Raw genomic sequence first — 26,326 nt, forward strand, 5'->3', positions numbered from 1 at the left:
CTGAGGTGTGCCGTCCGGCACCGGGGGTCCCCGGCTGCCCGGGTGTCGCGCTCCGGCCCGCCGCGGACACCGCGGGGCGCGCTGCGTCCCGCCGTCCTCCCGGTGCGCCGCCGTCCGGGTGTTCGACCGTGGAGGTGCCGTGTCCCGCCCCGTCTCCTGGCTGTTCCGCGCCGGCGAGCTGGCCGCCGAGGCCGGGCTAGCCCTGCGCGACGCGAAGCGCTCGTACCGGACGCTCCCCCGGGAGACCTGGCAGCGGATGCGCACGGACGCGTTCGGCGCCGACCCGTCGGGCTGGCGCCTGCACCGGGTCCGCAACTCGCCGCACTTCGTGGACGGGTCGTTCCGCAACCCGGTGGCCACCCGCCGCCTCGCGTACGCGCACACCCCGCTGGCCCTGATGCGCACCAAGCTCGCGGTCGACCCCAACCGCCGCTCCCCGGCCGCGGCCGTCCCGGTGCACCGGCTGCTGCCGATGGAGCTGGCCACCCCGCCCGCCTCCGGCCTGCGGCTGACCTGGCTGGGCCACGCCACCGTGCTGGCCGAGCTGGACGGGGTCCGGGTGCTGTTCGACCCGGTGTGGAGCGAGCGCTGCTCCCCGTTCCACTGGATCGGCCCCAAGCGGCTGCACCCGGTGCCGCTGCCGCTGGCCGAGCTCGGGCCGGTGGACGTGGTGGTGATCTCGCACGACCACTACGACCACCTGGACATGGCGACGGTGCGGACGCTGGCCGCCGGGGACGCGGTGTTCGCGGTGCCGCTGGGCGTCGGCGCGCACCTGGAGCACTGGGGGGTGTCGCCGCGCCGGATCGTCGACCTCGACTGGTGGGAGACCGCCGAGCTGGACGGCCTGCGGCTGACCGCCACCCCGGCCCGGCACTACTGCTCGCGCGGGCCCCGGCCCAGCGGCAAGTTCCTGTGGTCGTCCTGGGTCGTGGAGGGCAAGCGGCAGCGGATCTTCCACAGCGGCGACAGCGGCTACTTCCCCGGGTTCGCCGAGATCGGCCACCGCTTCGGGCCGTTCGACGCGACGATGATGCAGGTCGGCGCGTACTCCGAGCACTGGCCGGAGGTCCACCTGACGCCCGAGGAGGCGGTGCAGGCGCACCGGGACCTGGGCGGCGACGTGCTGCTGCCGGTGCACTGGGCCACCTTCGACCTGGCCCCGCACCCGTGGGAGGAGCCCGCCGAGCGCACCGTCGCCGCGGCCCAGGACGCCGGGGTCACCCTCGCGCTGCCCCGCCCGGGCCGCCCGTTCGAACCCGCCGACCCGCCCGTCGCCACCCCCTGGTGGCGCGCCGTCGCCGCGGCCCCCTCCGGCTCGGACCTCCTCCTCCCGCCCGGCCTCTCCACCGTTCCGGACACCCCCGCCGCCCTCACCGCCCCGACGCCCCGCCCCGACGCCCCGCTCGCCGGCGCCCGCCCCACCGCCGACCAGGCCCCCGGACAGACACCGGGCCAGGACGGCGAGGTCCCGCTGTTCTGACGGCCCCGCCCCCACGGCTCCGTTCCCACGGCCCCGTTCCCACGGCCCCGTTCCCACGGCCCCGTTCCCACGGCCCCGTTCCCACGGCCCCGTTCCCACGGCCCCGTTCCGACGGCTCTGCTCCGACGGCCCCCGCTGCTCGGGCCCTGAGGTCTCCGCCCCCGGCGCCCCTCAGGGCCCGAGCAGCTCCGCCAGGCCCTTCGCCTCCGCGACCGCCCGACTGCGGCCGCCTCCCGCCGCCAGCCGGGTCACCGCGGCGATCGCGCCGCGCGCCCCCGCCTCCCGGGCGCGGTCGGCCGCCGCGGCCAGGAGTTCCGCGCCGCCCCCGGGCAGCGGCCCCTCCAGCAGGACGGGCAGCAGGGCGGCCAGGACGTCCCAGGCCAGCCGGGGGGCTCCGGCGGCGGCGAGGGCGGTGAGGGTGCGGGCCAGGCGCTGGGGCTTGAGGTCGCCGTCGTGGACCAGGGCGGCGGCCTCCCGGCCCAGTGCCGCCGGGTCGATCGCCCGCTGGGCGGCGAGCGAGAGCAGCGCGTCGACGGCGGCGGTCCGTTCCCGTTCGCGTTGCGCGCCGCAGGCGCGTGCGAGGAGCAGGTGGACGCCGGGGCCGCAGGGCCCGGTGTTCTCGGCGAGCCGGAGCAGGACGTGCTCGCCGTCGAGGCCGGGGAGGAGGCGGACGGCGGTCTCCTCCCGGTGGTGCGGGAGGACGGCGGCGGCCCTGGTGTCGGGCCACCGCGGCCTGCCCCGGTGGTGCTCCGCCAGCGCCCGGCGGGTTCCGAGCAGCAGCCGGACCTCCTCCGGCACCGGCGCCCCGGCCGCCACCGCCAGCAGGGCCGCGCGTTCCGGGTCCGGGTCGGGCTGCTCACCGTGCCGGTGGCCGTCCGCCGCCGCCTCCTTGGGCACCACGGTGGTGGCCCGCCGGGGCAGTCCGCCGCCGCGCAGCCAGGCCGCCAACTGCCGCCCGGCGGGCGAGGTCAGCGCCTCCGCCCCCTCGCTGCCGTCACCGACGGTCCGCAGCAGCGCCTGCGCGAAGTCCACCGGCCCCGGCTGCACGCCGAGTTCCTCGTACCGAGCCAGCCGGGCCACCAACTCCCGCGCGTCCAGGGCGCCGTGGCACCAGCTCGGAGTGGCCAGCAGGAACGGCACCGCCCGCCCGGCGGCCTGCTGCCGGACTTCCTCGATCCGGGCGGCGAGCACCGCCCCGAACGGCCCGGCGTACGAGCGCCGCAGCTGTTCGGCCCAGTACGGTGACGGTTCCGCGCCGCCGGCCGCGACCGCCAGGGCGAGCCGGTGCAGCGAGTGGCGTTCCGGGCCGAGCGGGGCGAGGGCGGCGGCGAGGGCGTCCCGGTCCGTCCAAGCCTGGCGCACCAGGCCGTCGAGGAGGAGTTCGAAAGCCGGGGTCTTCTCGGGGGAGACCAGCAGCGGGACCACCTTCTCGGCCAGCTCCGCCGGGGTGGCGAGCGGTGCGGGCATCGGCACCGGCCGGGGCGGTTCCGGTAGCCGGTCCGCCACCACCACCTCGCCCGCCAACTCCACCTCCACGCCCAGCAATTCGGCCGCCAGCGCAGCATGCACCGGATCAAGCAGCAACGCCGCCACCCGCAACTCCGTCAGCAACTCCCCCTCCACCGCACGGACATGGCGCTTCACCACCTTCAACGCCTGCCCCTGCAGCTGCCGATCCGGATGCCCGAAACACCCCGCCACCGCCCCGAGCGCCACCCCCACCCGACCACCAGCCGCCACCCGATCGAGCCAACCCAACTGCGCCCGCACCAACTTCTTCTCCGGACGCGCCCATACCACCCCCGACACCTCCGCGAGCTCCCCCTCCCCCAGCAACCCCGCCCCGTCCAACAACATCAACCATTCCTGCGCGCCTCCGGCCAGCACCGAGTCGCCGTCCAGCATCGCCACCAACGCCCGCCGGTTCTCCGCCAGTTCGGCGAGGTCCGGCGCGAGCCCGGTCAACAGGCCGAGGTAGGTGCGCAGTTCGCCGGGGGCTCCGCCGCGGGCCAGCCGGGCGAAGCCGCAGGCGAGGAAGGCGGCCCGGTCGAGGGTGCCGTCGGCGACGAGCCGCACCAGGGCGGGGGTCCAGCGTTCGGCGTCGTTGCGGCGGGCGAAGTGGTCGAACCAGCGGGCGGTGTCGCCCTCGAAGAGCAGGGGGCCGAGGACGGGGGTGAAGCTGTCGGCGCGCAGCCGGGTGTACAGGTCGGCGTCGGGCGGCAGGACGGTGACGGCGCTGCGGAACAGGGCGGAGCTGCGGTCGCGCATCCAGTCGACGACGAAGCCGGGTTCGGCGGGCGGCGGGGTGTCGCTGCGGCGCAGCAGGTGTTCGGTGATGCCGAAGAGCAGGCCCGATCCCCAGGCGTCGGTGCTGCCGGCCCGCCGGTTGGCCAGTCGGAGGCCCACGTCCCGTTGCCAGGGGGCGGGTTGGGCTTCCAGCAGACCGATCAGCGGCGGGCGGTCCCAGGCGCCGTGGCTGTCGAGTTCGCCGCGGGCGAGCCAGTTCGCGGCCGCGGCGGGGGCGCTGTGGCAGACGGCTCCGACGATCAGGGCGGCGTCCCAGCCGGGGCGGACGCCGTCCCGGCGGATGAGTTCGCGACGCAGTGCCTCCAGGCCGGGCAGTTCGGCCCGGCGCCGGGCCGCGTCCATGCCCGCCACCAGTTCGACCGCCCGTGCCGGGTCGGCGTTCCGGATCGCCGTGACCAGGTCCATGTTCCGTTCCGCTCCGTTCCTCGTGGTCCGTCGTCCTACGCCCGTGTCCGGGCCCCGCTCGGTCAGTCGCCGAGCAGGGCGGCCAGGTTGCGGGCCTCGGTGAGCAGTTTGGTGCTGCCCTTGCGGGCGGCGGTGCGGGTCACCGCGTCGATCGGGCCGCGGGCGCCGCTGCGGCGGGCGGCGTCGACCGCTACGGCGACCAGGTCGGCCGCGCCGCGCGGGGGTGGGCCGTCGAGCAGGCCGGGGACGAGGACCGCCAGGATGCTCCAGGTGAGTCCCGGTGCGGGGTCGGCGAGTTCGGCGAGGGTGGCGGCGAGGCGGTTGGGCTTGACGGCGCCGAGGGCGAGCAGTTCGAGCGTCTCGCGGGCCAGCGCGGCCGGGTCGAGCTGCCGCTGGGCGGCGAACGAGAGCAGGGCGTCGACCGTCGCGGAGCGGTCCTCGGCATGGCCGGCGCCGAGGCCGTAGGCGAGTGCCTGGTGGACGGCGAAGCCGCAGGGGCCGCCCGCCTCGGCGAGCAGCGGCAGCAGTTGGGGGGTCCCGCGGACGGGGGTGGTGGCGGCGGACTCGGCGAGCTGGCCGGTGATCCGGAGGGCCGACTCCTCGCGGTGGTGCGGGAGCTGGGCGGTCCAGCGGGCGCTGGGGGCGGAGTCCTCCACGGCGGAGCGGCGGAAGAAGGGCTCGGCGGGGCCGAGCAGGGCCAGGAGGGCCTCGGACGGGGTGTTCGCGTCCGTGGCCCCGGGGATGTCGAGGGCGGGTATCGCCAGGCGCTCCCGTTCGTGCGCCGACAGCTCGGGCTGCTCCGCGGAGCGGCGGGAGCCCGGGCACCGGACGCCGAGCTTCCAGGTGCCGGGCGGCACCGGGGTCGAGCTGCGCCGGGGCAGTCCGCCGCCGCGCAGCCAGGCCGCCAACTGCCGCCCGGCGGGCGAGGTCAGCGCCTCCGCCCCCTCGCTGCCGTCACCGACGGTGCGCAGCAGCGCCTGCGCGAAGTCCACCGGCCCCGGCTGCACGCCGAGTTCCTCGTACCGGGCCAGCCGGTCCACCAACTCCCGCGCGTCCAGGGCGCCGTGGCACCAGCTCGGGGTGGCCAGCAGGAACGGCACCGGGTCGGCGGTGAGCCGCCAGGCGGTCTCGTGCAGGCGGGCGGCGAGGAACTCGCCGACGGGGCCGCGGAATTCCCAGTGGCCGAAGATCCGGCCGCGGCGGGACTGCAGGGCGTTCAGGACTCGCGGGGTGGGGATGGCGCCGGTGGCGACGCCGGCGAGTCGGCCGAGCACCTGCCATTCGCTGTCGGGTCGCAGCACGGGGGCGAGGGCGGCGGCGAGGGCGTCCCGGTCGGTCCAGACCTGCCGGACCAGGCCGTCCAGCAGGAGTTCGAAGGCCACGCTCTCCTCGGGGGCGGCCAGCGCGGCGGCCAGTTCCTCGGCGACCTCGGCGGGGGTGGCGAGCGGTGCGGGCATCGGCACCGGCCGGGGCGGTTCCGGTAGCCGGTCCGCCACCACCACCTCGCCCGCCAACTCCACCTCCACGCCCAGCAATTCGGCCGCCAGCGCAGCATGCACCGGATCCAGCAGCAACGCCGCCACCCGCAACTCCGTCAGCAACTCCCCCTCCACCACACGGACATGGCGCTTCACCACCTTCAACGCCTGCCCCTGCAGCTGCCGATCCGGATGCCCGAAACACCCCGCCACCGCCCGCAACGCCTCCCCCTCCCGACCACCGGCGGCCACCCGATCGAGCCAACCCAACTGCGCCCGCACCAACTTCTTCTCCGGCCGCGCCCACACCACCCCGGCCGCCTCCGCGAGTTCCTCCTCGCCCAGCAGCCCGGCGGCGTCCAGCGCCGCCAGCGACTCCAGCGCGTACCCGGCCAGCACCGAGTCGCCGTCCAGTAGGGCCAGCAACGCCCGCCGGTTGTCCGCCAGTTCGGCGCTGCTGGGCTCCAGTGCGCGCACCACCCCCAGGTGGGTCCGCAGCTCGCCCTGCCCGCCGCCGCGCACCAGCCGGGCGAAGCCGCGTCCGAGCAGTGCCGGGCGGTCGATGACGCCCTCGGCGGCGAGCCGGGCCAGCACGGCGGGCCAGCGCTGCTCGGAGTCCTTGGCGGCCCAGGGGCCGGAGAGTTGCTGGACGGTGTCGGCGTCGAAGACCAGCGGGGCGAGGACGGGGGTGAAGCCGTCGGCGCGCAGCCGGGCGTACAGGTCGGGTCCGGGCGGCAGTTGGTCGCGCCAGCGACGGGGTTCGGGGTTGCCGCGGTCGCGCATCCACTCCAGGACGAGGCCCGGTTCGGCGGGCGGCGGGGTGTCGCTGCGGCGCAGCAGGTGCTCGGCGATCTGGTAGGGGGTGGCGGAGTCCCAGCCGATCGGGTCGGCGGGGCGGGCGGAGAGGGCGCGGGCCAGCCGCAGGGCCACGTCCCGCTGCCAGGCGGCGGGTCGGGCGTTCAGCAGGGCGAGCAGCGGTCGCTGGTCCCAGGCCCGGACCTCGAAGTCGCGGCCGCCGATCCAGTCGGCGGCGCCGGAGGGGGCGGTGTGGCAGACGGCGCCGACGACCAGCAGGGCGGTGACGGCGCCGCCCCGGGAGTGGTCGCTGTCGCGCAGTTCGCGGCGCAGCTGCTTGAGCCGGGGCAGTTCGGCCCGGCGTTCGGCGTCCGTCATCCGCTCGACCAGGGCGGCGGCCAGCGGGGTCCGGGCCTCCCGGATCGCGGTCACGAGGTCCTCGGTGCTCACTTCCGCACCGCCCCGTCCACGTCGATCGCCCCGTCCGTGCCGTTCGTCATCCGCACCGCGAGCACGTGGCTGCACGGTCCGCGGCCGCCCCGGTGGCGGGCCCACCAGCGGCAGGTGCAGCCGAGGGCGGTGCCGTCGGCGCCGACCCGGACGTGGTGGACGTGGTCGCCGACCGCGACCACCCGGAGGTCGCCGGTGACCGGCCCGACGGCGTCGGCGGCGAGCAGCGCGCGGGCGGACCGCAGCCGGGGGTTGCGGTCCGCCACCCGGCCGCTGTCGTACGGGAGTTGGCGGTGGAAGTGGGCGGCTTCGGCCAGGTCGTAGCCGATCTGGCCGCCGGTGGCGAGGTGGGCGAGGGCGGAGCGGACCCGGTCCGGGGTCAGGCCGGAGTCCTCGGCGAGGTCGGCGGGTTCGATCCGCGGGTCCCAGGCGAGCAGGGCGGCGAGCGCGTCGACGTCCTCGGCCGTACCGGCGGGGCGGGCGAGCAGGTCGAGCAGTCCGCCCTCGCCGGAGAAGCCGCGGGAGCTGTCGGGCGACAGGGTGAGCGTCAACCGGCCGCCGGGGAAGGTGAGTTCCCAGGCGGAGGCGGTGGGCTCGGTGGGGGTGCCGGGCGGGGCGTAGACGTGCAGGCCGGTGGCGTGGCGCAGCAGCGGGCGCAGCGCGGAGAGCCGTTCGGGGCCGGGCAGGCAGATCGCGCCGGGGCCGGGCCGGGAGGTGGGGCGCAGTCCGGGGCCGGCCGGGAGGACCCAGCGGACGGTGCTGCGGCCGCTGCCGCTGACGCCGGCGGGCAGGGTGCGCAGGAAGCGGACGGCTTCGGCGGCCGGGAGGGCGGCGCGCCGGTCGAAGCGGGCGGTGAGCACCTGGGTCTCGGCGAAGCCCTTGAGCCAGCGCTGCGGCAGCGGGACCCGGCGTTCGACCAGTTCCTCGGCCCCGACGCCGACGGCCAGTTCGTCGGCGCCGACGGCGAGCCGCAGCCGTTCGCCGGGGGTGCGCAGCCGCAGCGCCTCGCGCAGCGGGGCGTTGACGTCGACGTTGGTGGTGCCGTGGCCGGTGGCGGCGCCGTCCAGGCCCTCGGGCAGCACGTCGAGCCGGGCGTGCACGCCGCCGCAGCCGGAGAAGGACTCGAAGCGCAGCCGGTCGCCGTCGGCGGTGACCACGGGGTCGAGCGAGGCGGCGCCGGTGGGCCGGTGGTAGCGGGTGGCGGCCACGTCGGCGACGGCGAGCAGCGCGGCGGCCGCGGCGTCGGGGTGGCGCAGCGCGCCGGTGAAGAACCGGGGGTGCTCGGCCGCGCCGTGCGGGGTGGCGCCACCGCTGGTGGCGAGGTCCAGCCGGCTGGGGCTGAGTACGGAGGGCTGGAGGTAGCGCAGGGCGTGCACGGCCGTGGTCATGGGCGGAACGCTAGCCTCCGACCCCGACAGCACCCCGACCCCGCCTCGACCCCGTCCCGGCAGCGCCCCGACAGCACCCGGCGGCCCCCGTCCGGCCGCCATCCGGCCGCCACCCGGCGTGACCGGCCCCACAGCCTGCACCGATTGCCACCTGTTCTAGCATGAGCCGGGTGACCGCTCCCGCCGCCCAGACCCCCGAATTCTCCCCCGGCCTGCGCTCCTTCGCGGAACTGCTCGGCATCGAGGAGCTGGAGGAGGACCTGTTCCGGGGCCGCTGCCACGCGGGCGCCCCGCTGCGCGCGTTCGGCGGCCAGGTCGCGGCGCAGGCGCTCACCTCGGCCGGGCGCACGGTGGAGCCGGCCCGCCGGGTGCACAGCCTGCACGGGTACTTCCTGCGGCCGGGCGACCCGCGCCGCCCGATCGTCTACCAGGTGGACCGGGCCCGGGACGGCCGCTCGTACGCGACCCGGCGGGTGTCGGCGGTGCAGCGCGGCGAGGTCATCTTCACGATGTCGGCCTCGTTCAAGCACCCGGAGCCGGCGGGCGACCGGCAGCGCACGATGCCACCGGTGCCGGGCCCCGAGGAACTGCCCGACCCGTACCTGGCCTGGGAGCGGGACGCACCCGAGGAGTTCGCGAACGCCGCGGTCTTCCGCGCGCTGCGGATGCGCTTCGTCCCGGCGGACGCCCCCGGCCTGCCGCCGGAACTGCCGGGCGTCCCGCAGCAGTTCGTCTGGCTGCGGACGGACCGCCCGCTGCCGGGGGACGATCCGCTGCTGCAGGTCTGCGCGCTGACGTACCTGTCCGACCTGACGCTGGCCTCGACCGCGGCCCTGCACCTCCAGCCGCACCGGGTGCACCGGGTCGAGGAGCCCCGGGTGTCACTGGCCTCGCTGGACCACGCGATGTGGTTCCACCGCCCGTTCCGCGCCGACGAGTGGCTGCTGTTCGCCCAGCGCAGCCCGTCCGCCTCGGACGGCCGGGGACTGGCGATGGGCGAGTTCTACGACCGCGACGGGGTGCTGGTGGCCTCCGCCGTCCAGGAGACCCTGCTCCGCGAACTGCGCCCGCGGCCCGCCCGGACGAGCTGACGACGCGGCACCCACCGGCACGCGTCCTTTGTCACCCAGTGGTACGCGTCCTTTGTCACCCAGTGGTGATCTGCCGCGTCATACCGCTGCGTGGGGCCGCCACGTATCATGGTTCGGGTGACCAAGGTTGACCTGTCACCTCGTCCGGTGGAGGCGATGTCCCCCCGTCAGCTCGAACGCCGCGGCTCCCTCCTGTCCGCCGCCCTGGCCCTGGTGACCGAGATCGGCGTGGAGCGGCTCCAGATGAAACAGGTGTCGGAGCGTTCTGGCGTGGCCCTCGGTACCGCGTACCGGTACTTCTCCTCGAAGGACCACCTGCTCGCCGCCGCGATAGCGGACTGGCACCGGCTGCTGCTCGCCGACCTGGTCGGCGAGGTGGGGGCGGGGCGCAGCGCCTCGCCGACCGAGCGGGCGGTGCGGTTCGTGCGGCGGGGGATGCGGGCGTACCAGCGGCAGCCGGAGCTGGCCCGGCTGCGGGTGGCGGTGGCGACGTCCACGGACCCGTTCGCCAGCGAGGCGCTGCAGGGCCTGGCCCGGGCGGACCGGGCGGCGCTGGGGGCGGTGATGCCGGAGGTCCCGCCGGCCTCCGGGGAGTTGGTGCGGCACATGGTGGGGCACGCCTGGCAGGGCGAGTTGACGGCCTGGGTGACCGGCCGGACGACGCTGGACGACGCCCGCAACCGGCTGGAGGAGATGGTCCGGCTGGTGCTGACGCCGTACGAGCCGCCGCTGTCGGCCTGAACCCCCGCGGCACCACCACTGCCCGCCCGTTCGCCGGGCCGTCTGCCCACCCGTTCGCCGGGCCGTCTGCCCACCCGTCCGCCGGGCCGTCCGCCCGGCGTGCCGCGCCACCGACCGGCCCGGGTTGTGGACATAGTGCCTGGTATGTCCACATCTGCCGAGCCCCCGACGGACCGTCAGCCCACCGCGCCGGACGCGGACGCCTTCCCGCTGGACCGGGTGGTGTTCGGGATCGGCGCGGCCACCGTACTGGGGGTGGTGGCCTGGGGGGTGTTCGCGGAGGACTCGCTGGGCCGGGCCTCGGACTCGGCGCTGGCCTGGGTGCTGCACAACTTCGGCTGGCTGTTCGTGGTCGCCGCGGACGTGTTCCTGGTGCTCGCGGTGGTGCTGGCGGTCAGCCGCTTCGGCCGGATCCCGCTGGGCCGGGACGGTGAGCGGCCGGAGTTCTCCACGCTGGCCTGGATCGCGATGATGTTCTCCGCCGGAATGGGCATCGGCCTGCTGTTCTACGGCGTCGGCGAGCCGCTGCAGCTGTACGCGCAGCCGCAGCCGGGTTCCGGCGTCGAGGCGCAGACCCCGGCGGCGGCGCAGCGGGCGCTGGAGTTCTCGCTGTTCCACTGGACGCTGCACCCGTGGGCGATCTACGCGGTGGGCGGCCTGGCGCTGGCGTACACCACCTTCCGCAAGGGCCGGGGCAACCGGATGTCGGCGGCGTTCGTGCCGCTGATCGGCGAGCGCGGGGCGAACGGCTGGCAGGGGCGGCTGATCGACCTGTTGGCGGTATTCGCGACGGTGTTCGGTTCGGCGACCAGCCTGGGCCTGGGCGCGATCCAGGTGGCGGGCGGCCTGGGCTACGTGACGGACGTCCGGGCCACCGAGGGCGTGGAGCTGGTGGTGATCGCGGCGCTGGGCAGCGCGTTCGTGCTGTCCGCGATGTCGGGCGTGCACCGGGGCGTGAAGTGGCTGTCGACCACCAGCGTGGTGCTGGCCTGCGTGCTGATGCTGTTCGTGTTCCTGGTCGGCCCGACGGTCTTCGTGCTGGACGCGCTGCCCTCCACGGTCGGCGGCTACCTGTCCGACCTGGCGGTGCTGGCCACCCAGACCGGGGCGTTCACGGACGAGGACTGGCTGGGCTCCTGGACGATCTTCTACTGGGCGTGGTGGCTGTCCTGGGCGCCGTTCGTCGGCACCTTCATCGCCCGGATCTCCCGGGGCCGGACGGTGCGCCAGTTCCTGGTGGGCGTGCTGCTGGTGCCCAGCGGGGCGACCGCGGTCTGGTTCGTGGTGATGGGCGGTTCGGCGATCCGGCTGCAGTCGACCGGCGCGGCCGACCTGGTGGCGACCATTCCGCGGGGCGCGGACGCCGGGCTGTTCGAGATGCTGAAGGCGCTGCCGCTGGGGGCGGTGACCAGCGTGGTCGCGGTGCTGCTGGTGATGCTGTACTTCATCACCTCGGCCGACTCGGCGTCCCTGGTGCTGGGTTCGCTGTCCTCCGGCGGCGCCCTGCACCCGCGCACCTGGCTGGTGGTGGTCTGGGGCGTGCTGATGGCGGGCGTGGCCGCCGCGCTGCTGCTGGCGGGCGGGCTGACGGCGCTGCAGAACGCCACCATCCTGGTCGCGCTGCCGTTCGTGCTGGTCATGCTGGGGCTGTGCCTGGCCCTGGTGCGCGAGCTGCGCACCGACCCGGCGGCGGGGCTCTCCCGGTTCCACCCCGCGCACGGCCTGCGCGACGCGGTCGGCGCGAGCGTCGGCGACGAGTACGGGGAGTACCCCGATCGGTCTCGCCCGCAGGAGTGAACCCGCGGTCCCCGCACCGCCCCGGACCGCCCCCGCGCGACCCCCGCTCCGGCCCGGCGGCCCGTGCGGCGCCCGGCCGGGGCCCCGACCGTCGAACCTTTACCAAGAGTTCGTCATGGTCCCGATCGCCCGCCGGCGGTGGCAGGCTGATCCGCGTCGGGCCCACGCCGAACGGTGGGCGCGGACGGCCGTCATCCGCCCGCGCCCACCGCCGAACCGCCCGACGCCCCTCCCCTCCCCCACCCCTCCGCCGGCCTGCCGGGCCCCGCTCGCGCACCGCCCGGGCGGTGCGCGCCGCGCCACCCCGGCTGCTACGCGCGTCCGCGATCAGCCGTTCGACCTGCGCGGATGCGGGGGCGGGGGTTCCGACGCCGAGATCCCTTCCAGACTTCACCCGCCTTTCGTGACCGCGTAACACCCCCCTGCCAGGCTTTCCGGCATGACCGCCAGCACTGCCTCGCCGGCCCTCCCGCCGGCCCAGGATCCGCGCTTCCCGCTGCCCCGCCGCCACCGCCGCCTGCTCGCCTGCGCCGCCGTCGCGGCCTCCGTCGCGCTGGGTTCGCTCGGCGTCGGCGCCACGGTGGAGACCGTCCGGCACCAGGACGAGTCGGCCCGGGCGGCGGCCACGGCCGGACGCTGAACCGGGCGCCGGGCCGGGCGGGTGGTGGGCACCGGGCCGGACGGGTGGTGGGCGCCGGGCCCCGGGCCGATACTGAGGGTGACCGGCCCGAAGGGAGTCCCGTCATGGAGACCGGCACCGTCAAGTGGTTCGACCCCCACCACGGCTACGGCTACATCACCCCGGACGGCGGCGGCCCCGACCTCGCCGTCTACTACGACTCGGTGCTCGCCGACACCGACGACCACCGTTTCCTGCACCAGGGCCAGCGGGTGCGCTACGACGGGACGGTGCAGGAGCTCCGTCCGGTCGCCGAACGGGTCCGCCCGGTCACCTACTGACCGCTCGCCCGCCGACCGCTCACCTGCCGGCCGCTCACCTGCTGAGCACCCGGCCCTGCGCCGGGACGCTCGGGCGGGAGTGCCGGCCGCTGCCCGCCGGGGGTTCGGGTTCGGCGCGGGGGGCGTAGCGGGCGGCGGGGGCGCGCAGCAGCCAGGTGCGTCCGGCGGGGGCGGCCAGGCCCATCCGGTGCAGCAGGTCGAGCGCGTCGCGGCGGAAGGCGGCGAGGTCGGCGAGGTAGCCGGCGTCCCACCCGGCGCTCATGCCGTAGTCGTCGGTGATGTCGCCGAGGGTGCCGTCGATCAGCGCGTCGGGGATCAGGACGGCGGGCGGCGCGGTGGCGGTGTCGGCCGGGCGCAGGTCCTCGACCAGGCGTTCGGCGAGCAGCAGCGCGGCCTGGGCGAGGGTGCCGGGGCCGGGGAGCGCGAGGTCGGTGAGTTCGTCGGCGGGGTCGAGCAGGGCGACGCCCTCGGCGCGGACCTCGGCGGTGAGGCCGAGGAAGTCGGCGACCCGTTCGGCCTCGGCGGCCGCGGCGCCGCGCAGGTGTTCGCGTTCAGCGGGGGCGAGGTCGTCGTACAGCACGACGGGGGTCTCGGCGAGCAGCCGCCGGACGGCCGTCCCGGGGTCGGCGGCGGGCAGCGGGGGCGCGGTGAGCAGGTCGGCGGCGAGCGCGGCGGGCGGCCGCCAGTGGTCGAGCAGGGCGCGGACCGGGGGCGGGGCGGGGGCGGGGTCGCCGGCCAGGGCGCGGACCAGGGCGGCGTACCCGGCGGGGTCGAGGCCGGGCAGCGGGCGGCCGGGCAGCGGGGCCTTGTGCAGGCGGGCGTGGGCGGGGCCGAGGGTGAGCCGGTAGCCGAGCAGGGTGTGGAAGCCTTCGGCGAGCGCCTCGGCGTGACGGCGGATCAGCGCGAGCGCGGCGCCGTGCGGTCCGTCGGCGGTGACCAGCGGGTGGGCCGTCAGCAGCCGGGCCGCGGTGCGCACTTCGGTGGTGGGACGTTCGGGTTTGCGGTGGCGGCCGCCGCCGGTGGGACGGGCGGCGCCCTGGGCGGGCGCTTCGCGGCGTATCCGGCGGTAGCCGAGCGGCCGGAACAGCGGCGAGGTGCTGTGGTGGACGGTGGGGCCGTGCCACCAGCTGGTGCCGGGCCCGGGTTCGGCCTGCCGGGGTGCCCCACCCAGGTGGCGGGCCCCGTGGGCGCCGAACACGGCGCTGGCGAGCAGGTCGGCGGCGGCGGGTTCGGCCGCGGCGAACCGGGCGGCCAACTCCTCGGCGGCCGCGGCCACTTCGGGCCCGGGGCGGTCCTCCGGACGGCCCTGCGGGCGCGCCTGCGCGCGGCCCTGCGGGTGGTCCTCCGCACGGCCCTGGGGGTGCGTCTGCGCGCGGTCCTGCGGGCGTGCCGGTCCGGCGGGCCGTCCGGCCCCGCCCGGGCGCCCCGTCCCCGATCCGCCGGTCGCCGCAGCGACTTCGACGGCTGCTCGCTGCCGCTCCATGTCGGCCCAAGCCTAGACGCCGAACCCGGCACTACGCGCCGGTAACAACCTCTTCCGCAGGTCGCCACCGTCCCCTAGGGTTCCGGGCATGCCTCACCTGCCCGACGTCGTGCTCTGGTCGATACCGGCCTTCGTGCTGCTCACCGTCCTGGAGATCGTCTCGTACCGCTTCCATCCGGACGAGGAGGAGCAGGGGTACGCCGCGAAGGACACCGCGACCAGTCTGGGCATGGGCCTGGGTTCGCTGCTGTTCGACGCGGGGTGGAAGATCCCGATCGTGGCGGTCTACTCGTTCCTGTACGAGTTGACGCCGCTCCGGGTGCCGGTGCTGTGGTGGACGGTGCCGCTGATGCTGCTCGCCCAGGACTTCTTCTACTACTGGTCGCACCGCGGCCACCACGTGGTCCGGATCCTGTGGGCCTGCCACGTGGTGCACCACTCCAGCCGGCACTACAACCTGTCCACCGCGCTGCGCCAGCCCTGGACCTCGGCCACCAGCTGGGTGTTCTTCGTGCCGATGGTCCTGGCGGGCGTGCACCCGGCGGCGCTGGCGTTCTGCTCCTCGGCGAACCTGGTGTACCAGTTCTGGATCCACACCGAGCGGATCGGCCGGCTCCCCCGCCCGGTCGAGTACCTGTTCAACACGCCCTCGCACCACCGGGTGCACCACGCCTCCCAGGGCGGCTACCTGGACCGCAACTTCGGCGGCATCCTGATCGTCTTCGACCGGCTGTTCGGCTCGTTCGCGGCCGAGGCCGAGCGCCCGGTGTACGGGCTCACCAAGAACATCGGCACCTTCAACCCGCTGCGGGTCGCCACCCACGAGTACGCGTCGATCGCCCGGGACATACGGGGAGCGACCACCTGGGGCGACCGGCTGCGCCACCTGACGAAGGGACCGGGCTGGCAGCCCGCGCCGCGCACCGAGAGCCCCGCCACCACCGCCACCGGACCGGAGAGTGCCGCCGCATGACCCCCCTCCGCGACCCGCGCACCGCGCGGGCCCTGCTGATCGCCTTCACCGTCGTCTCGGCCGCGCACCTGCTGGCGATCGCCTTCGGGATCCACCCCCTGCAGTACGCCACCAAGCCGCTGCTGATGCCGCTGCTGGCCGCCTGGGTCTGGTCCCTCACGAAGCCCGGCACGCCGAAGCTGCTCGTCCCGGCGCTGCTGTTCGGCGCGGGCGGCGACATCCTGCTGGAGATCGGCGGGACGGCCGCGTTCCTGGCCGGGATGGGCTCGTTCGCGGCCGGCCACGTCTGCTACGTGACGATGTTCGTCAAGCTGGGCGCGCTCGCCGACCGCCGCCGGGCGCTGATCGTCGCGGGCTGCTACGCGGTGGTCTGGGCGATGCTGATCGTGCTGCTCTGGCCCGACCTGGACGCGGGGATGCGGATCCCGGTGGCGCTCTACAGCCTGCTGCTGGCCTCCACCGCGGTGACCGCCTCGCAGGTCAACGTGCGGGCCGGGCTGGGCGGGGCGCTGTTCCTGTTCTCCGACACCCTGATCGCCACCGACCTGGCGGACTGGCGGCACCTGCCCGCGCACAGCTTCCTGATCATGGTGACGTACCTGGCCGGCCAGTACCTGCTGACGGTCGGCACCCTGGAGCGCACCGGCGGCGTGGAGCGCACCGAATCCTGAGCGCACCGGCCCCCGGCGCACCGGCCCCCGGGCGCACCGGCTCCGAACACGGCGAAGGGCGGCACCCCGCGGGGTGCCGCCCTTCGCCGTGCCGTCGGCCGCGTGGGACGCGCGGCCTGCCGGGTACGGTGGGCGCGTACCGGCCGGCCGCTCAGGAGGCCCGGCCGGCCGCCGTACCGCGACGGCGCAGCAGCCAGAACCCGCCGATGCCGGAGGCCACCAGGCCGGCGCCTACGGCCAACCGGGTGCCGTCCATGCCGACCGAGCCGCCCAGGCCGGTCTCCACCCCGCCCTGCGGGAGCCGGACGCCCTCCCAGACGCCCGCACCGGCGGCCGCGCCGCTGGTGGTGCCGTTCGTCCCGGCGACCGCGATGGCCACCGCACCGACGAAGCCGTCCCCGTTGGGACACTTGCCGTCGATGCCCCAGGACGAGTCGGTGGTGGTGCGCTTGGCGGCGGCCGCGGCCATCTCCTGTTCGGAGATGACGGTGGCGCTGCCCGAGTACTTCCCGTCGGGGCCCACGCGGAGCGTGGTGGAGCCGCCGGCGAAGGCCAGCGAGGTCGCGGTGACGGTCTTCTCCGTGCTGCTCGCGCACGTGACACTGACCGAGACCGACTGTCCGGGCTTGGCCTGCGCGGGAGAGACCCAAGCGGGTTCGCTGCCCTTCGCGGACGCGGGGGCGGTGCCGGCCAGGCCGAGCAGGACGGTGGTGCCGAGCAGTGCGGCGGCGGCGGTGCGCGTCGGGCGCATGCCGTACCTCCAGGGGGTCGGGGTTGGGGGCGGCGGCTGCGTGTTCGGGCCGCTACACCCGGTTGCCGACCACGCTAGGCAGCGTCGCCCGGACCGGCGAACGCGCGAGGCCGTTCGGGGCCGACCGGTGCTCCGGACCCGAACGACCTCCGGGCGGGCCCCCCGGCGAACCGCGCCCGGAACGGACGGACGGGGGCGGCAGCCGGAAGGACGGCGACCGGCGCACCGCGGACACCCCCGCCACCACCCGGAGGGCCGTGCCCTCCCCGACGACGAACGGGAGCACGGGCAGGCCCCGAACGGCGACCGGCGGGCCCGCCCCGGACGCGGCCCGGACGCGGCTGAGCAGCTCGCGCCCCCCTGCCCCGCCCGGCGAACCGCGTACGCGGGCCGGCGCCACCGGACCTGCCGGGCCGCCGACGACCGGAGCCACGAACGCCCTGCCTCCCCGCCCCCGGCCCTCGTCCCCGCCAGAGCGCCAGAACGCCAGAACGCCCGGAGGGCCCGCCCGTCGCGGGCGGGCCCTCCGGTGCGGCCGGTCCCTTCCCGGGAGGGGCTACTCGTTGCGGGCGGTCTCCGGCCCGGTGATCCGGCGCAGCAGCGGCAGGGTGGCGGCGATGACGGCCAGCGCCCCGGCCAGTCCGCCCGCGACCACCAGGTAGTAGCCGGTGCCGAGCGAGTGCAGCGTGTACTGGAGCTGGGAGCGCAGGAACAGGTCGGCGGCCAGCAGTCCGGTGCCGATGGCCAGCGCCGAGACCGCCAGCAGCGGCACCGCGGACTCCAGCAGCACCACCCGGCGCAGCATCGCCAGCGACACCCCGCTGAGCCGCAGCAGGCTGAACGGCCGCTTGCGCTCGCCGAGCGCGGCGGCGACGCTGACCGCCAGGCTGCAGCCCGCGATCGGGAAGGTCGCCAGGATGACCACCTTCGCCAACTGCTGGAAGCCCTCCAGTTCGGCACCGGACTGCTTCCGCCCCTCGGCGAGGGTCTGTGACTGCCGGTTGGCCGGGTAGGCGGTGTCCACCATCGTCCGGGCCCGCTCGACGGCGGCCCGCGAGCCGTCGGTGGCGACCACCACGTTCACCACCGGCAGGGCCGCCAGTTGCTCGGCGGTGTAGGGCGCGGCGGGCCACGCGGTGTCGGCGTAGTCGCGGAAGCCCCCCAGTACGGACGGCAGGTAGGCGGTGGCCGCGCCCGGCTCGCAGTGGCCGAACACCCCGACGGCGTCGAGCTCCGGGCAGGCCACCGCCTCGGACGCCTCGGTCGCGTCGCCGGCGTGGACCGGCACCACCTGGTCGAGCGGGTGCACCAGCATGGTGGCGCGCACGCCGGGGACGGCCAGCAGGCCGGTGGTGAAACCGGGCTGCGCGGGCGGCGCGGCGCCGCGGTCGAGGCCCTCGGGGGTGCGGCCCTCGCTGAGGTAGTCGATCAGCACGTTGTCGAACTGCGGGCCGCCCTCGACCCGGCCGCGCTCGTCGGTCATCGTGGTGATGATCCCGATCGTCGCGGTCATCACCAGCAGGGCCAGCACCAGCCCGCTGACCGCCCGGAACCCGGCGGTGGGGTTGTCGGCGAGCCGCCGGGCCGCGATCAGCGCGGCCGGGCGCTGGGTGCGCCGGGCCAGCAGGGCGGCGGCCCGGCCGGTCAGCCAGGGGCCGGAGAGCACCAGGCCGATCATGATCAGGCCGAACGAGGAAAGGTAGCCCCGCACCTGGCCCGGGACCGACTCCGGGTGCCGGACCAGCAGGAACACCAGCTCGGCGAGCCCGGCCAGCAACGGCGCCACCCGCCAGGCCCGGGGCGGCTTCGGGGTGACCCGGCGGCTGACCCCGAGCGGGGAGACCTGCACCCGGCGCAGCGCGATCCGGGCGGCGACGACGGCCGCCAGCGGCACGCCCAGGACGACGACCGCGGCCTGCGGGAGCGTCAGGGCGAGGTCGGAGGTGTAGAAGCGGTACCCGGTCAGCGACATCGCGGCGACCTGGCCGCGCACCGCGAGGTAGGGCAGGAAGCCGAGCAGGACGCCCGCCGCGGCGGCGAGCGCGGACTCGACGGCGGAGACCGCCGTCACCTGCCGGGGCGTCGCGCCGACCAGTCGCATCGCGGCGAAGCGGCGCTCGCGCTGGGTGGCGCTGAGCCGGGTGGCGGTGCCGATCAGGATGAGCAGCGGGAAGACCAGCGCGCCGGTGACGACGGTCAGGATCAGCGTGACGCCGTCGGACTGGATGCCGACCGGGCAGTCGTCGCAGCGGTCGGGCGGGGTGGTGAGGATCCGGGTGACCCGCGTCGCGCCGTCGAGCGCCGACAGCTCCTGCGGGGTGCGGCCGACCAGGGCGACCAGGCTGTCGGGGCCGGGCAGGGCGTCCTTGCCGAGGATGCCGATCCGGTGGCTGCCGAAGCGGTCGGCGAGCTGCTCCGGGGGCACCGCGTCGGCCAGCTTCGCCAGCGCGGGCGACAGGTAGTACTCGCCGTCGGCGGGCAGCCGGTCGACCCCGGGCGGGAGCGCGGTGGTCGGGCCGGTGGGGGCGACGTCGACGCGTCCGATCTGCTCGCCCTGGAAGGCGTCGCGCCGGACCATCCACCACAGCGGGGCGTCGCCGCCCGAGGCCGTCCCCGCCGCCTCCCGATCGGCGGGGGCGGCCTCGGCGTCGGCGGCGAAGCCGGTGTTGACCCAGGCGTAGCGGCCGTTCTGGGTGTGCACGGCGTTGACGGCGGCGAGGGTGGTGAGCAGCAGTCCGACACCGACGGCCACGGCGGCGGCGGTGACCAGCAGGCGCAGCCACGCTTCGCGGCCGCCGCTGACGGCGAGGCGCAGGCCGAGGCGGATCATCCGGCGGCCCGTCCGCTCAGCGAGGTGGCGCGACCGTCGCGGACGACGGCCTCACGGTCGGCGTAGGCGGCGATCCGGGCCTCGTGGGTGACCAGGACGACGGTGGTGCCCTGGGCGCGGGCGGAGTCGACCAGCAGGTCCATCACGTGCTCGCCGGTGAGCGAGTCGAGCGCGCCGGTGGGTTCGTCGGCGAACAGGACGCGCGGCTCGGCGACCAGCCCGCGGGCCAGGGCGACGCGCTGGGCCTGGCCGCCGGAGAGTTCGCCGGAGCGGCGCCCCTCCAGGCCGTCCAGGCCGAGCCGGGGGAACCAGCCGCGGGCCCGGGCCAGCGCGTCGGCGCGCTTGGCGCCGCCGAGCAGCAGCGGCAGGGCGACGTTCTCCTCGGCGCTCAACTCCGGTACCAGCTGCCCGAACTGGAAGACGAAGCCGAAGCTGTCGCGGCGCAGCGCGCTGCGCTCCTGCTCGCCGAGGCGGTCGATCCGGCGGCCGTCGAAGTGGATCTCGCCGCCGTCGGGGGCGAGGATGCCGGCCAGGCAGTGCAGCAGGGTGGACTTGCCGGAGCCGGAGGGGCCCATCACGGCGAGGATCTCACCGGCGTCGACGGCCAGGTCGGCGCCGCGCAGGGCGGGGGTCTCGCCGAAGGAGAGGGTGACGGCGCGGGCCTCGATCAGGGGGTCGCTCATCGGGCGGTCACCTCCGCGGCGAGGGCGTCGAGCCGGGCGGCGGTGAGGTCGATCCAGCGCAGGTCGGACTCCAGGTGGAACAGGCCGTGGTCGGCGAGCAGGGCGTCGACCAGGCTGCCGGAGCGCTTGACCTCGGTGAGTTCGCGCATCCGCCGCATGTGCGCGGCGCGCTGGGTGTCGAGGTAGTGCTCGGCGTCGCGGCCGAGCATCAGGGCGAGCACGACCTTGCTGAACAGCACGGTCTGCAGGTGGGGTTCGGCGGCGACCGGTTCGCGCAGCCAGTCCTCGAACTCGGTGGCCCCCGCCTCGGTGATCACGTACCGCTTGCGGTCCGGCCCGTCGCCGGCCTCGGGGTCGCCGACCACCACCTTCCCGTCCCGGGCGAGCCGCCCGAGGGTCGCGTAGACCTGGCCGAAGGGGAGCGGTTTGCCGCGCCCGAAGAAGGCGTCGTAGTCGCGCTTGAGGTCGTAGCCGTGGCTGGGCTCGCGTTCGAGGAGCCCGAGCAGGGTGAGTGGAACGCTCATGCCGGGAGCATACGCCGCGCGTACACTCCACGTCTATACACTCGGAGAATAGTCGGGCGGAAATCCCCTGACCTGTACGTTCGTCGAGGGGGGGTGGGGCGGGCAGCCGGGCGGCCCGCCCCCCGCCCGGACCTCACAGCTCCAGGTCGACCACCACCGGCGCGTGGTCCGACGTGCCCTTGCCCTTGCGGGCCTCGCGGTCCACGTAGGTGTCGGTGACGGCGTCCGCGAACGGCTTGTTGGCGTACGTCAGGTCGATCCGCATGCCGCGGTTCTTCGGGAAGGCCAGCGCCCGGTAGTCCCAGAAGGTGTAGGGGCGGTCGTACTTGAGGGCGCGCGGGACGACGTCCCGCAGGCCGACCTCCTGGAGGGCGGTGAGGGTGGCGCGCTCGGGGGCGGTGACGTGGGTGAGGCCCTCGAAGGCGGCGAGGTCGTAGACGTCCTCGTCGGCGGGGGCGACGTTGAAGTCGCCGAGGACGGCGAACGGGCGGTCGCCCGCGGCGTCCTCGCGGACGGCGTCGCGCAGCGCGGCCATCCACTCCAGCTTGTAGCGGTAGTGCGCGTGGTCGACCTCGCGGCCGTTGGGCACGTACACCGACCAGACCCGGACCGGGCCGCAGGTCGCGGCGATGGCGCGCGGCTCGACCACCGGGAGCAGCGCGTCCTCGGCGAGGTAGCCGGGCTGGGCGGGCAGGTCGCGGACCACGTCGTCCAGGCCGATCCGCGACAGCAGGGCGACGCCGTTCCACCGGCCGTCGCCGTGCGCGGCGGAGGCGTAGCCCAGCTCGGCGACGGCCTCCGCGGGGAACGCGTCGGTGGCGCACTTGAGTTCCTGCAGGCAGAGCACGTCCGGCTTGGCGGACTCCAGCCACTCCAGCAGCTTGGGCAGCCGGGCGGTGACGGAGTTGATGTTCCAGGTGGCGATGCGGACGGTCACGGCGGCCTTCCCTCGGCGGTGCGGACGGACGGGGCCCCGGCGCGGGCCGGGCACCCCGTCCGAACATACCGCCCGGCGCCGACAGCGCCCGGCAGCTGACGCCGGCTCAGGGTCAGCGCGAGGGGTGCACCACTCCCGCCGCTCCGCCGCCGCGCCGGACGGGTTCGGCGGCGGCCAGCCAGCGGCCGTCCGGGAGCCGTTCGATCCCGGTGGCGGCGCCGATCTCCGGGGTGGACGCGAACACGTGGCCGAGCGCCTGGAGCTTCGCGGCCTCGGGCGAGGCCAGGAAGGCGGGTTCGGCCTGGGTGGCGGCGGTGTTGCGCTGGCTGGCCCGGGGGGCGGCGATGGCCTGTTCCAGCGTCAGCCCGCGGTCGACCCGGCCGGTGAGCACCTGCAGGACGGTGGTGATGATGGTGGCGCCGCCGGGCGAGCCGAGCGCCAGGTAGGGCTCGCCGTCCTTGAGCACGATGGTCGGCGAGATCGAGGAGCGCGGCCGCTTGCCGGGGCCGGGCAGGTTCGGGTCGGGGACGCCGGGGGTGAGCGGCGCGAAGTCGAAGTCGGTCAGCTCGTTGTTGAGCAGGAAGCCCCGGCCGGGGACGGTGATGCCGCTGCCGCCGGTCTGCTCGATGGTCAGCGTGTAGGAGACCACGTTCCCCCAGCGGTCGGCGACCGTCAGGTGGGTGGTGCTCTGGCCCTCGTACGGTTCGGCGGCGGGCTGCCCGGTGCTGCCGCAGGCGGCCGGGTGGTACGGGTCGCCGGGGGCGAGCGGGCTGGTCAGCGCGTGGTCCGGGTCGATCAGGCAGGCCCGGGCGGCGGCGTAGCCGGGGTCGAGGAGCTGCCGGGTCGGCACCTGGACGGCGGCCGGGTCGCCGACCCAGCGGTTGCGGTCGGCGAAGGCGATCCGGCTGGCCTCCAGGTACTGGTGGTCGTAGGCGGCCTGGTCGGTGAGCCCTGCGGCGCCGTTGGCGGCCAGCACGTTCAGCGCCTCGCCGACCGTGGTGCCGCCGGAGGAGGACGGCGCGATGCCGTACACGTCCAGGCCCCGGTAGCCGACGTGGGTCGGGGCCTGCTCGCGGACCCGGTAGCCGGCCAGGTCGGCGGCGTCGACCCTGCCGGGGCGGGCGGTGCGGCCGGAGGCGGGGTCGACCGGCGGGTGCTGGAGGGTGCGCACCACGTCGGCGCCGATCGGGCCCCGGTAGAGCGCGCCGGTGCCCTGGCGGCCGAGCTGGCGGTAGGTGGCGGCCAGGTCGGGGTTGCGGAAGGTGGAGCCGACGGCGGGGAGCTGGCCGCCGGGCAGGAACAGGGCGCGGCTGGCCGGGAAGTCCTGGAACCTGGCCCGGTTGGCGGCGGTCTGGTCCTGGAAGGTCTGGTCGACGGTGAAGCCGCGCTCGGCGATCCGCTCGGCGGGCTCCAGCACCTGGCCCAGGCTGCGGGTGCCCCAGCGCTGCAGGGCCCGCTCCCAGGTGGCGGCGGTGCCGGGGACGCCGACGGACAGGCCGCTGGTGACGGCGTCGTTGAAGGGCAGCGGGGTGCCGTTCTCCAGGAACAGCGTGCTGTCGGCGCTCCGGGAGGCGGTCTCCCGGCCGTCGATGGTCTCCACCTTCCCGGTGCGGGCGTCGTAGTGGACGAAGTACCCGCCGCCGCCGATGCCGGCCGAGTAGGGCTCGGTGACGCCGAGCGCGGCGGCGGTGGCGACGGCGGCGTCGACCGCGTTGCCGCCGTGCTTGAGGACCTCCAGGCCGGCGGCGGTGGCGTCGGCGTCCACGCTGGCCACCGCCCCGCCCCGGCCGACCGCGACGGGCTGCTTGCCCGGCGGGGCCTGGGCCGCTCCGGCGGGCGTCGCGGCGCCCAGCAGACCGGTGGCGGTGACGAGCGCGAGGACGGGGACGAGACGGGCGCGGACGCGCATGCGGCCTCCTGGGGCGGCGTCGGGCCTCCCGTTCTCCCACACCCGGCGTGCACCGGACAACAGCCCCGTCAGCCAACCGGGGCTGTTTTCACCCGGTGTTGACGCTCCGTCAACACCGGGCCACGGATCAGCCGTTGCCCGCGGGTCGTTCCACCCGGCGGCGCTTGACGGTGCGGAAGCGGCGGGCCACCTGGCGGGCCAGGTCGGCGGCGCCGACCAGGCCGGCCTCGTTGCCGAGGTCGGCGTGCACGATCTCGGCCTCGGGGCGGAAGCCGCGGCCGGTCAGGGTACGGCGGAAGGCGTCCCGGGCCGGGCCGAGCAGCAGGTCGCCGGCCTCGCTGACGCCGCCGCCGACCACGAAGCGGCCGGGGTCGAGCGCGGCGGCCAGGTTGGCGATGCCGACGCCGAGCCAGCGGCCGACCTCGTAGAGCAGTTCGACGGCGACGGCGTCGCCGTCCCGGGCGGCCTCGGTGACCAGCGGGCCGGTGATGCCCAGCGGGGTGCCGCCGGCCCGGGCCAGCAGCGGCTGCACCACCGGGGACTCCTCGGCGGCCAGTTCGCGCGCCTCGCGCACCAGCGCGTTGCCGGAGGAGTACTGCTCCCAGCAGCCCCGGTTGCCGCACGGGCAGCGGTGGCCGCCGGGCACCACCTGCATGTGGCCGAACTCGCCCGCCAGGCCGTGCTTGCCCCGGTCGACGTGGCCGTCGCGGACCTGCGCGCCGCCGATCCCGGTGCCCAGGGTGATCATCACCATGTGGTCCTCGCCGCGCCCGGCGCCGAAGCGCCACTCGGCCCAGGCCGCCGCGTTGGCGTCGTTCTCCACCACCACCGGGAAGCGCAGCCGGGAGCTGAGCGCCTGCTGCAGCGGTTCTCCGCGCCAGTTCAGGTGCGGGGCGAACAGCACGGTGGAGCGCTCGGCGTCCACCCAGCCCGCCGCACCGACGCCGACGGCGTGCACGTCGTGCTTGTCGGCCAGTTGCAGGACCAGTTCGACGATGACGTCCTCGACCACCTTGGGGCTCTTGCTCTTGTCCGGGGTCTCGGTGCGCAGCCGCTCCACCACGTTGCCGTCCCCGTCGACCACGCCCGCGACCACCTTGGTGCCGCCGATGTCCACGCCGATGGTGGGCAGCTTCAGCACCCCTGCGGGCAGGGTGCGCCGGCGGCGCTCGGCGCGCGGGCCGAGGCCCAGCAGGTTGGGCAGGACGGGGCGGGCGGGGCCGCTGGCTCGGGTCACGGAACGAATGCTCCTTGATTGGGTAAAGGTTGCGGTCCGGGGTCGGAAGGCTGTGGGCGAACTGGCAGACTGAGCGCTCGGCACCCAGCGGATTCTCACGAAAACGTGATGTTCCTCTCAGGTTTCCGCGAGTGTCGACGGCAACTGATCGAGTGTGTGACGCAGTCTGACAAGTGTGATGCGTGAACCGGGGGACCATGCCCCGGACGGCCGGACGACCCGATTCGAGAGACCCCGATGCAGCTGACAGGCACCCCGTTCCTCCTCCTCACGATCGTCCTGGTGCCGGTCTCGATCGTGGCGGCGCTGCTGCTGTGGGGGCGGGTGCGCGGTCCGAAGCCCTTCCAGGTGCTCTCCAGGATCGTGATGCTGTTGTTCTGTCAGATCACGGCCGTCATGACGGTCTTCGTGATGGTGAACAACGCCAACCTGATCTACGGCAGCTGGGACGACCTGCTGGGCACCGGCAACCACGTCCGCGCGGTGCCCAACCTGCAGACCGGGCCGGACGGTTCGGGCGGTCCGGAGGGCGGCGGGCCGGGCAACGACGCCCAGCGCCCCAAGGTGCTGCAGCAGTTCAAGCCGGTCGACGACCCGAAGGTGCCGGACGACGTGCGGACCACCGACCTCAAGGGCGAGGTCTCCGGCGTCGACGGCGAGGTGCTGGTCTGGCTGCCGCCGCAGTACGACGACCCGGCGTACAAGGACAAGACCTTCCCCGTGGTGGAACTGCTGCCGGGCTGGCCGGGCTCCTCCAAGACCTGGTTCGGCACCCTGAAGGTCTCCGAGCAGCTGAAGCCGATGATGCGCAGCGGGCAGGTCGCCCCGTTCATCCTGGTCTCGCCGCGCACCAACCTGCTGGGCGACAACACCGACACCGGCTGCGCCGACGTCCCCGGCAAGGTCAACGCGGACGCCTGGCTGTCGCGCGACGTGCCGCAGATGGTGCTCGACAACTTCCGCGCCGACCCGGCGGCCGACCGCTGGGCGGTGGCCGGGTACTCGGCGGGCGCCCACTGCGCGGCCAAGCTCGCCCTGGAGCACCCGAACCGCTACCGGGCCGGGGTCAGCCTCTCCGGGTACAACGACCCCGGCGTCGAGGAGAAGTCGCTGACCGCGCAGGACCCGCACCTGCGCGAGGTCTCCAACCCGCTCAACATCCTCAGGTCCGCCAAGACCCCGCCGAAGACCGCCCTGTACGTCAGCGGCAACAAGGGCGACGGCCTGGAGGCCGGCGAGGCCCTGAAGGCCGCCGCCAAGCCCCCCACCGCGGTCACCGTCCAGGAGACCAGCGGCGCCCACAGCAGCGACGTCTGGAAGCCGATGGTCCCGGGCGTCTTCACCTGGCTGACCGGTGTGATCCCCGTCCAGCACTGACCGCACCGCACGGGGGCGGGTCCGGGGCGCGTGCCCGGCCCGCCCCCGTGCGTCGT

General features: G+C 75.7%; 20 protein-coding genes. 9 read left to right on the forward strand and 11 right to left on the reverse strand.

Annotation, left to right across the window (positions count from 1 at the left end; all coding sequences use genetic code 11):
• The first annotated feature begins 139 nt into the window (after window positions 1-139).
• Window positions 140-1,483: an MBL fold metallo-hydrolase gene (locus ABD345_RS22140; RefSeq protein WP_380275458.1), complete on the forward strand. Its 1,344-nt coding sequence runs from the start codon at window positions 140-142 to the stop codon at window positions 1,481-1,483.
• 171 nt (window positions 1,484-1,654) lie between these two features.
• Here ABD345_RS22140 and ABD345_RS22145 read toward each other — a convergent pair whose 3' ends face one another.
• The 3 genes from ABD345_RS22145 to ABD345_RS22155 all read right to left on the reverse strand — a co-directional run bounded on the left by ABD345_RS22145 (window position 1,655) and on the right by ABD345_RS22155 (window position 8,306).
• Window positions 1,655-4,195 (reverse strand): hypothetical protein, encoded by a 2,541-nt coding sequence (locus ABD345_RS22145; RefSeq protein WP_344554251.1) that lies wholly within the window; start codon window positions 4,193-4,195, stop codon window positions 1,655-1,657.
• Between the two features lie 62 nt (window positions 4,196-4,257).
• Entirely contained in the window at window positions 4,258-6,918 is a 2,661-nt protein-coding gene (locus ABD345_RS22150; protein WP_344554252.1) for a DUF6493 family protein, read from the reverse strand.
• Window positions 6,915-8,306, reverse strand: coding sequence for an SWIM zinc finger family protein (locus ABD345_RS22155; protein WP_344554254.1), 1,392 nt, complete (start codon window positions 8,304-8,306; stop codon window positions 6,915-6,917). Before ABD345_RS22155 ends, ABD345_RS22150 begins: the two co-directional genes overlap by 4 nt.
• Before the next feature lie 161 nt (window positions 8,307-8,467).
• Between ABD345_RS22155 and ABD345_RS22160 the strand changes: the two genes are divergently transcribed.
• The 5 genes from ABD345_RS22160 to ABD345_RS22180 all read left to right on the forward strand — a co-directional run bounded on the left by ABD345_RS22160 (window position 8,468) and on the right by ABD345_RS22180 (window position 12,895).
• Complete coding sequence (locus tag ABD345_RS22160) at window positions 8,468-9,397, forward strand: acyl-CoA thioesterase (RefSeq protein ID WP_344554255.1); 930 nt, start codon at window positions 8,468-8,470, stop codon at window positions 9,395-9,397.
• 117 nt (window positions 9,398-9,514) lie between these two features.
• Complete coding sequence (locus ABD345_RS22165; protein ID WP_344554256.1) at window positions 9,515-10,138, forward strand: TetR/AcrR family transcriptional regulator; 624 nt, start codon at window positions 9,515-9,517, stop codon at window positions 10,136-10,138.
• A 144-nt stretch (window positions 10,139-10,282) separates the two neighbouring features.
• The gene (locus ABD345_RS22170) at window positions 10,283-11,935 is read left to right on the forward strand and encodes a BCCT family transporter (protein WP_344554257.1); all 1,653 of its coding nucleotides are present in this window, start codon (window positions 10,283-10,285) and stop codon (window positions 11,933-11,935) included.
• Between the two features lie 439 nt (window positions 11,936-12,374).
• A complete protein-coding gene (locus ABD345_RS22175; protein WP_344554258.1) occupies window positions 12,375-12,575 on the forward strand; it encodes a hypothetical protein in 201 nt (66 codons plus the stop codon).
• Between the two features lie 104 nt (window positions 12,576-12,679).
• Window positions 12,680-12,895 (forward strand): cold-shock protein, encoded by a 216-nt coding sequence (locus ABD345_RS22180; RefSeq protein ID WP_344554260.1) that lies wholly within the window; start codon window positions 12,680-12,682, stop codon window positions 12,893-12,895.
• Window positions 12,896-12,929: 34 nt separating this feature from the next.
• On the opposite strand, the gene ABD345_RS22185 is transcribed toward ABD345_RS22180, so the two are convergent.
• Window positions 12,930-14,378 (reverse strand): DUF2398 family protein, encoded by a 1,449-nt coding sequence (locus tag ABD345_RS22185; protein WP_344554261.1) that lies wholly within the window; start codon window positions 14,376-14,378, stop codon window positions 12,930-12,932.
• Window positions 14,379-14,466: 88 nt separating this feature from the next.
• Between ABD345_RS22185 and ABD345_RS22190 the strand changes: the two genes are divergently transcribed.
• On the forward strand, window positions 14,467-15,351 hold the full coding sequence (locus ABD345_RS22190) for a sterol desaturase family protein (RefSeq protein ID WP_344554263.1): 885 nt from the start codon (window positions 14,467-14,469) through the stop codon (window positions 15,349-15,351).
• Entirely contained in the window at window positions 15,348-16,022 is a 675-nt protein-coding gene (locus ABD345_RS22195) for a lysoplasmalogenase (RefSeq protein WP_344554264.1), read from the forward strand. Before ABD345_RS22190 ends, ABD345_RS22195 begins: the two co-directional genes overlap by 4 nt.
• A 151-nt stretch (window positions 16,023-16,173) precedes the next feature.
• Here ABD345_RS22195 and ABD345_RS22200 read toward each other — a convergent pair whose 3' ends face one another.
• The 7 genes from ABD345_RS22200 to ABD345_RS22230 all read right to left on the reverse strand — a co-directional run bounded on the left by ABD345_RS22200 (window position 16,174) and on the right by ABD345_RS22230 (window position 24,893).
• Window positions 16,174-16,773, reverse strand: a complete 600-nt coding sequence (locus ABD345_RS22200) for a hypothetical protein (protein WP_344554266.1) — start codon at window positions 16,771-16,773, stop codon at window positions 16,174-16,176.
• A gap of 556 nt (window positions 16,774-17,329) precedes the next feature.
• Window positions 17,330-19,603 (reverse strand): FtsX-like permease family protein, encoded by a 2,274-nt coding sequence (locus tag ABD345_RS22205; protein ID WP_344554268.1) that lies wholly within the window; start codon window positions 19,601-19,603, stop codon window positions 17,330-17,332.
• On the reverse strand, window positions 19,600-20,286 hold the full coding sequence (locus tag ABD345_RS22210) for an ABC transporter ATP-binding protein (RefSeq protein WP_344554269.1): 687 nt from the start codon (window positions 20,284-20,286) through the stop codon (window positions 19,600-19,602). The genes ABD345_RS22205 and ABD345_RS22210 overlap by 4 nt, the downstream gene beginning before the upstream one ends.
• Window positions 20,283-20,810 carry a PadR family transcriptional regulator gene (locus ABD345_RS22215; RefSeq protein WP_344554270.1) on the reverse strand — a complete coding sequence of 176 codons (528 nt, stop codon included), beginning with the start codon at window positions 20,808-20,810 and terminating at the stop codon, window positions 20,283-20,285. Before ABD345_RS22215 ends, ABD345_RS22210 begins: the two co-directional genes overlap by 4 nt.
• A 133-nt stretch (window positions 20,811-20,943) precedes the next feature.
• Entirely contained in the window at window positions 20,944-21,747 is an 804-nt protein-coding gene (locus tag ABD345_RS22220) for an exodeoxyribonuclease III (protein ID WP_344554272.1), read from the reverse strand.
• A 112-nt stretch (window positions 21,748-21,859) separates the two neighbouring features.
• The gene (gene ggt, locus ABD345_RS22225; RefSeq protein WP_344554273.1) at window positions 21,860-23,656 is read right to left on the reverse strand and encodes a gamma-glutamyltransferase; all 1,797 of its coding nucleotides are present in this window, start codon (window positions 23,654-23,656) and stop codon (window positions 21,860-21,862) included.
• Between the two features lie 127 nt (window positions 23,657-23,783).
• The gene (locus ABD345_RS22230; protein WP_380275437.1) at window positions 23,784-24,893 is read right to left on the reverse strand and encodes an ROK family glucokinase; all 1,110 of its coding nucleotides are present in this window, start codon (window positions 24,891-24,893) and stop codon (window positions 23,784-23,786) included.
• A gap of 237 nt (window positions 24,894-25,130) precedes the next feature.
• On the opposite strand from ABD345_RS22230, the gene ABD345_RS22235 reads away from it, so the two are divergent.
• Window positions 25,131-26,270 (forward strand): alpha/beta hydrolase, encoded by a 1,140-nt coding sequence (locus tag ABD345_RS22235; protein ID WP_344554274.1) that lies wholly within the window; start codon window positions 25,131-25,133, stop codon window positions 26,268-26,270.
• The last annotated feature ends 56 nt before the right edge of the window (window positions 26,271-26,326 follow it).

The organism is Kitasatospora saccharophila (assembly GCF_039529925.1).
Classification (GTDB): Bacteria; Actinomycetota; Actinomycetes; order Streptomycetales; family Streptomycetaceae; genus Kitasatospora; species Kitasatospora saccharophila.

Excerpts from the sequence above, each read along its gene's own strand:
- ABD345_RS22145 (WP_344554251.1), bottom strand. The coding sequence starts at position 4,195 with ATGGACCTGGTCACGGCGATCCGGAACGCCGACCCGGCACGGGCGGTC.
- ABD345_RS22155 (WP_344554254.1), bottom strand. The coding sequence starts at position 8,306 with ATGACCACGGCCGTGCACGCCCTGCGCTACCTCCAGCCCTCCGTACTC.
- ABD345_RS22160 (WP_344554255.1), top strand. The coding sequence starts at position 8,468 with ATGAGCCGGGTGACCGCTCCCGCCGCCCAGACCCCCGAATTCTCCCCC.
- ABD345_RS22170 (WP_344554257.1), top strand. The coding sequence starts at position 10,283 with ATGTCCACATCTGCCGAGCCCCCGACGGACCGTCAGCCCACCGCGCCG.
- ABD345_RS22175 (WP_344554258.1), top strand. The coding sequence starts at position 12,375 with ATGACCGCCAGCACTGCCTCGCCGGCCCTCCCGCCGGCCCAGGATCCG.
- ABD345_RS22180 (WP_344554260.1), top strand. The coding sequence starts at position 12,680 with ATGGAGACCGGCACCGTCAAGTGGTTCGACCCCCACCACGGCTACGGC.
- ABD345_RS22185 (WP_344554261.1), bottom strand. The coding sequence starts at position 14,378 with ATGGAGCGGCAGCGAGCAGCCGTCGAAGTCGCTGCGGCGACCGGCGGA.
- ABD345_RS22190 (WP_344554263.1), top strand. The coding sequence starts at position 14,467 with ATGCCTCACCTGCCCGACGTCGTGCTCTGGTCGATACCGGCCTTCGTG.
- ABD345_RS22195 (WP_344554264.1), top strand. The coding sequence starts at position 15,348 with ATGACCCCCCTCCGCGACCCGCGCACCGCGCGGGCCCTGCTGATCGCC.
- ABD345_RS22200 (WP_344554266.1), bottom strand. The coding sequence starts at position 16,773 with ATGCGCCCGACGCGCACCGCCGCCGCCGCACTGCTCGGCACCACCGTC.
- ABD345_RS22205 (WP_344554268.1), bottom strand. The coding sequence starts at position 19,603 with ATGATCCGCCTCGGCCTGCGCCTCGCCGTCAGCGGCGGCCGCGAAGCG.
- ABD345_RS22210 (WP_344554269.1), bottom strand. The coding sequence starts at position 20,286 with ATGAGCGACCCCCTGATCGAGGCCCGCGCCGTCACCCTCTCCTTCGGC.
- ABD345_RS22215 (WP_344554270.1), bottom strand. The coding sequence starts at position 20,810 with ATGAGCGTTCCACTCACCCTGCTCGGGCTCCTCGAACGCGAGCCCAGC.
- ggt (WP_344554273.1), bottom strand. The coding sequence starts at position 23,656 with ATGCGCGTCCGCGCCCGTCTCGTCCCCGTCCTCGCGCTCGTCACCGCC.
- ABD345_RS22235 (WP_344554274.1), top strand. The coding sequence starts at position 25,131 with ATGCAGCTGACAGGCACCCCGTTCCTCCTCCTCACGATCGTCCTGGTG.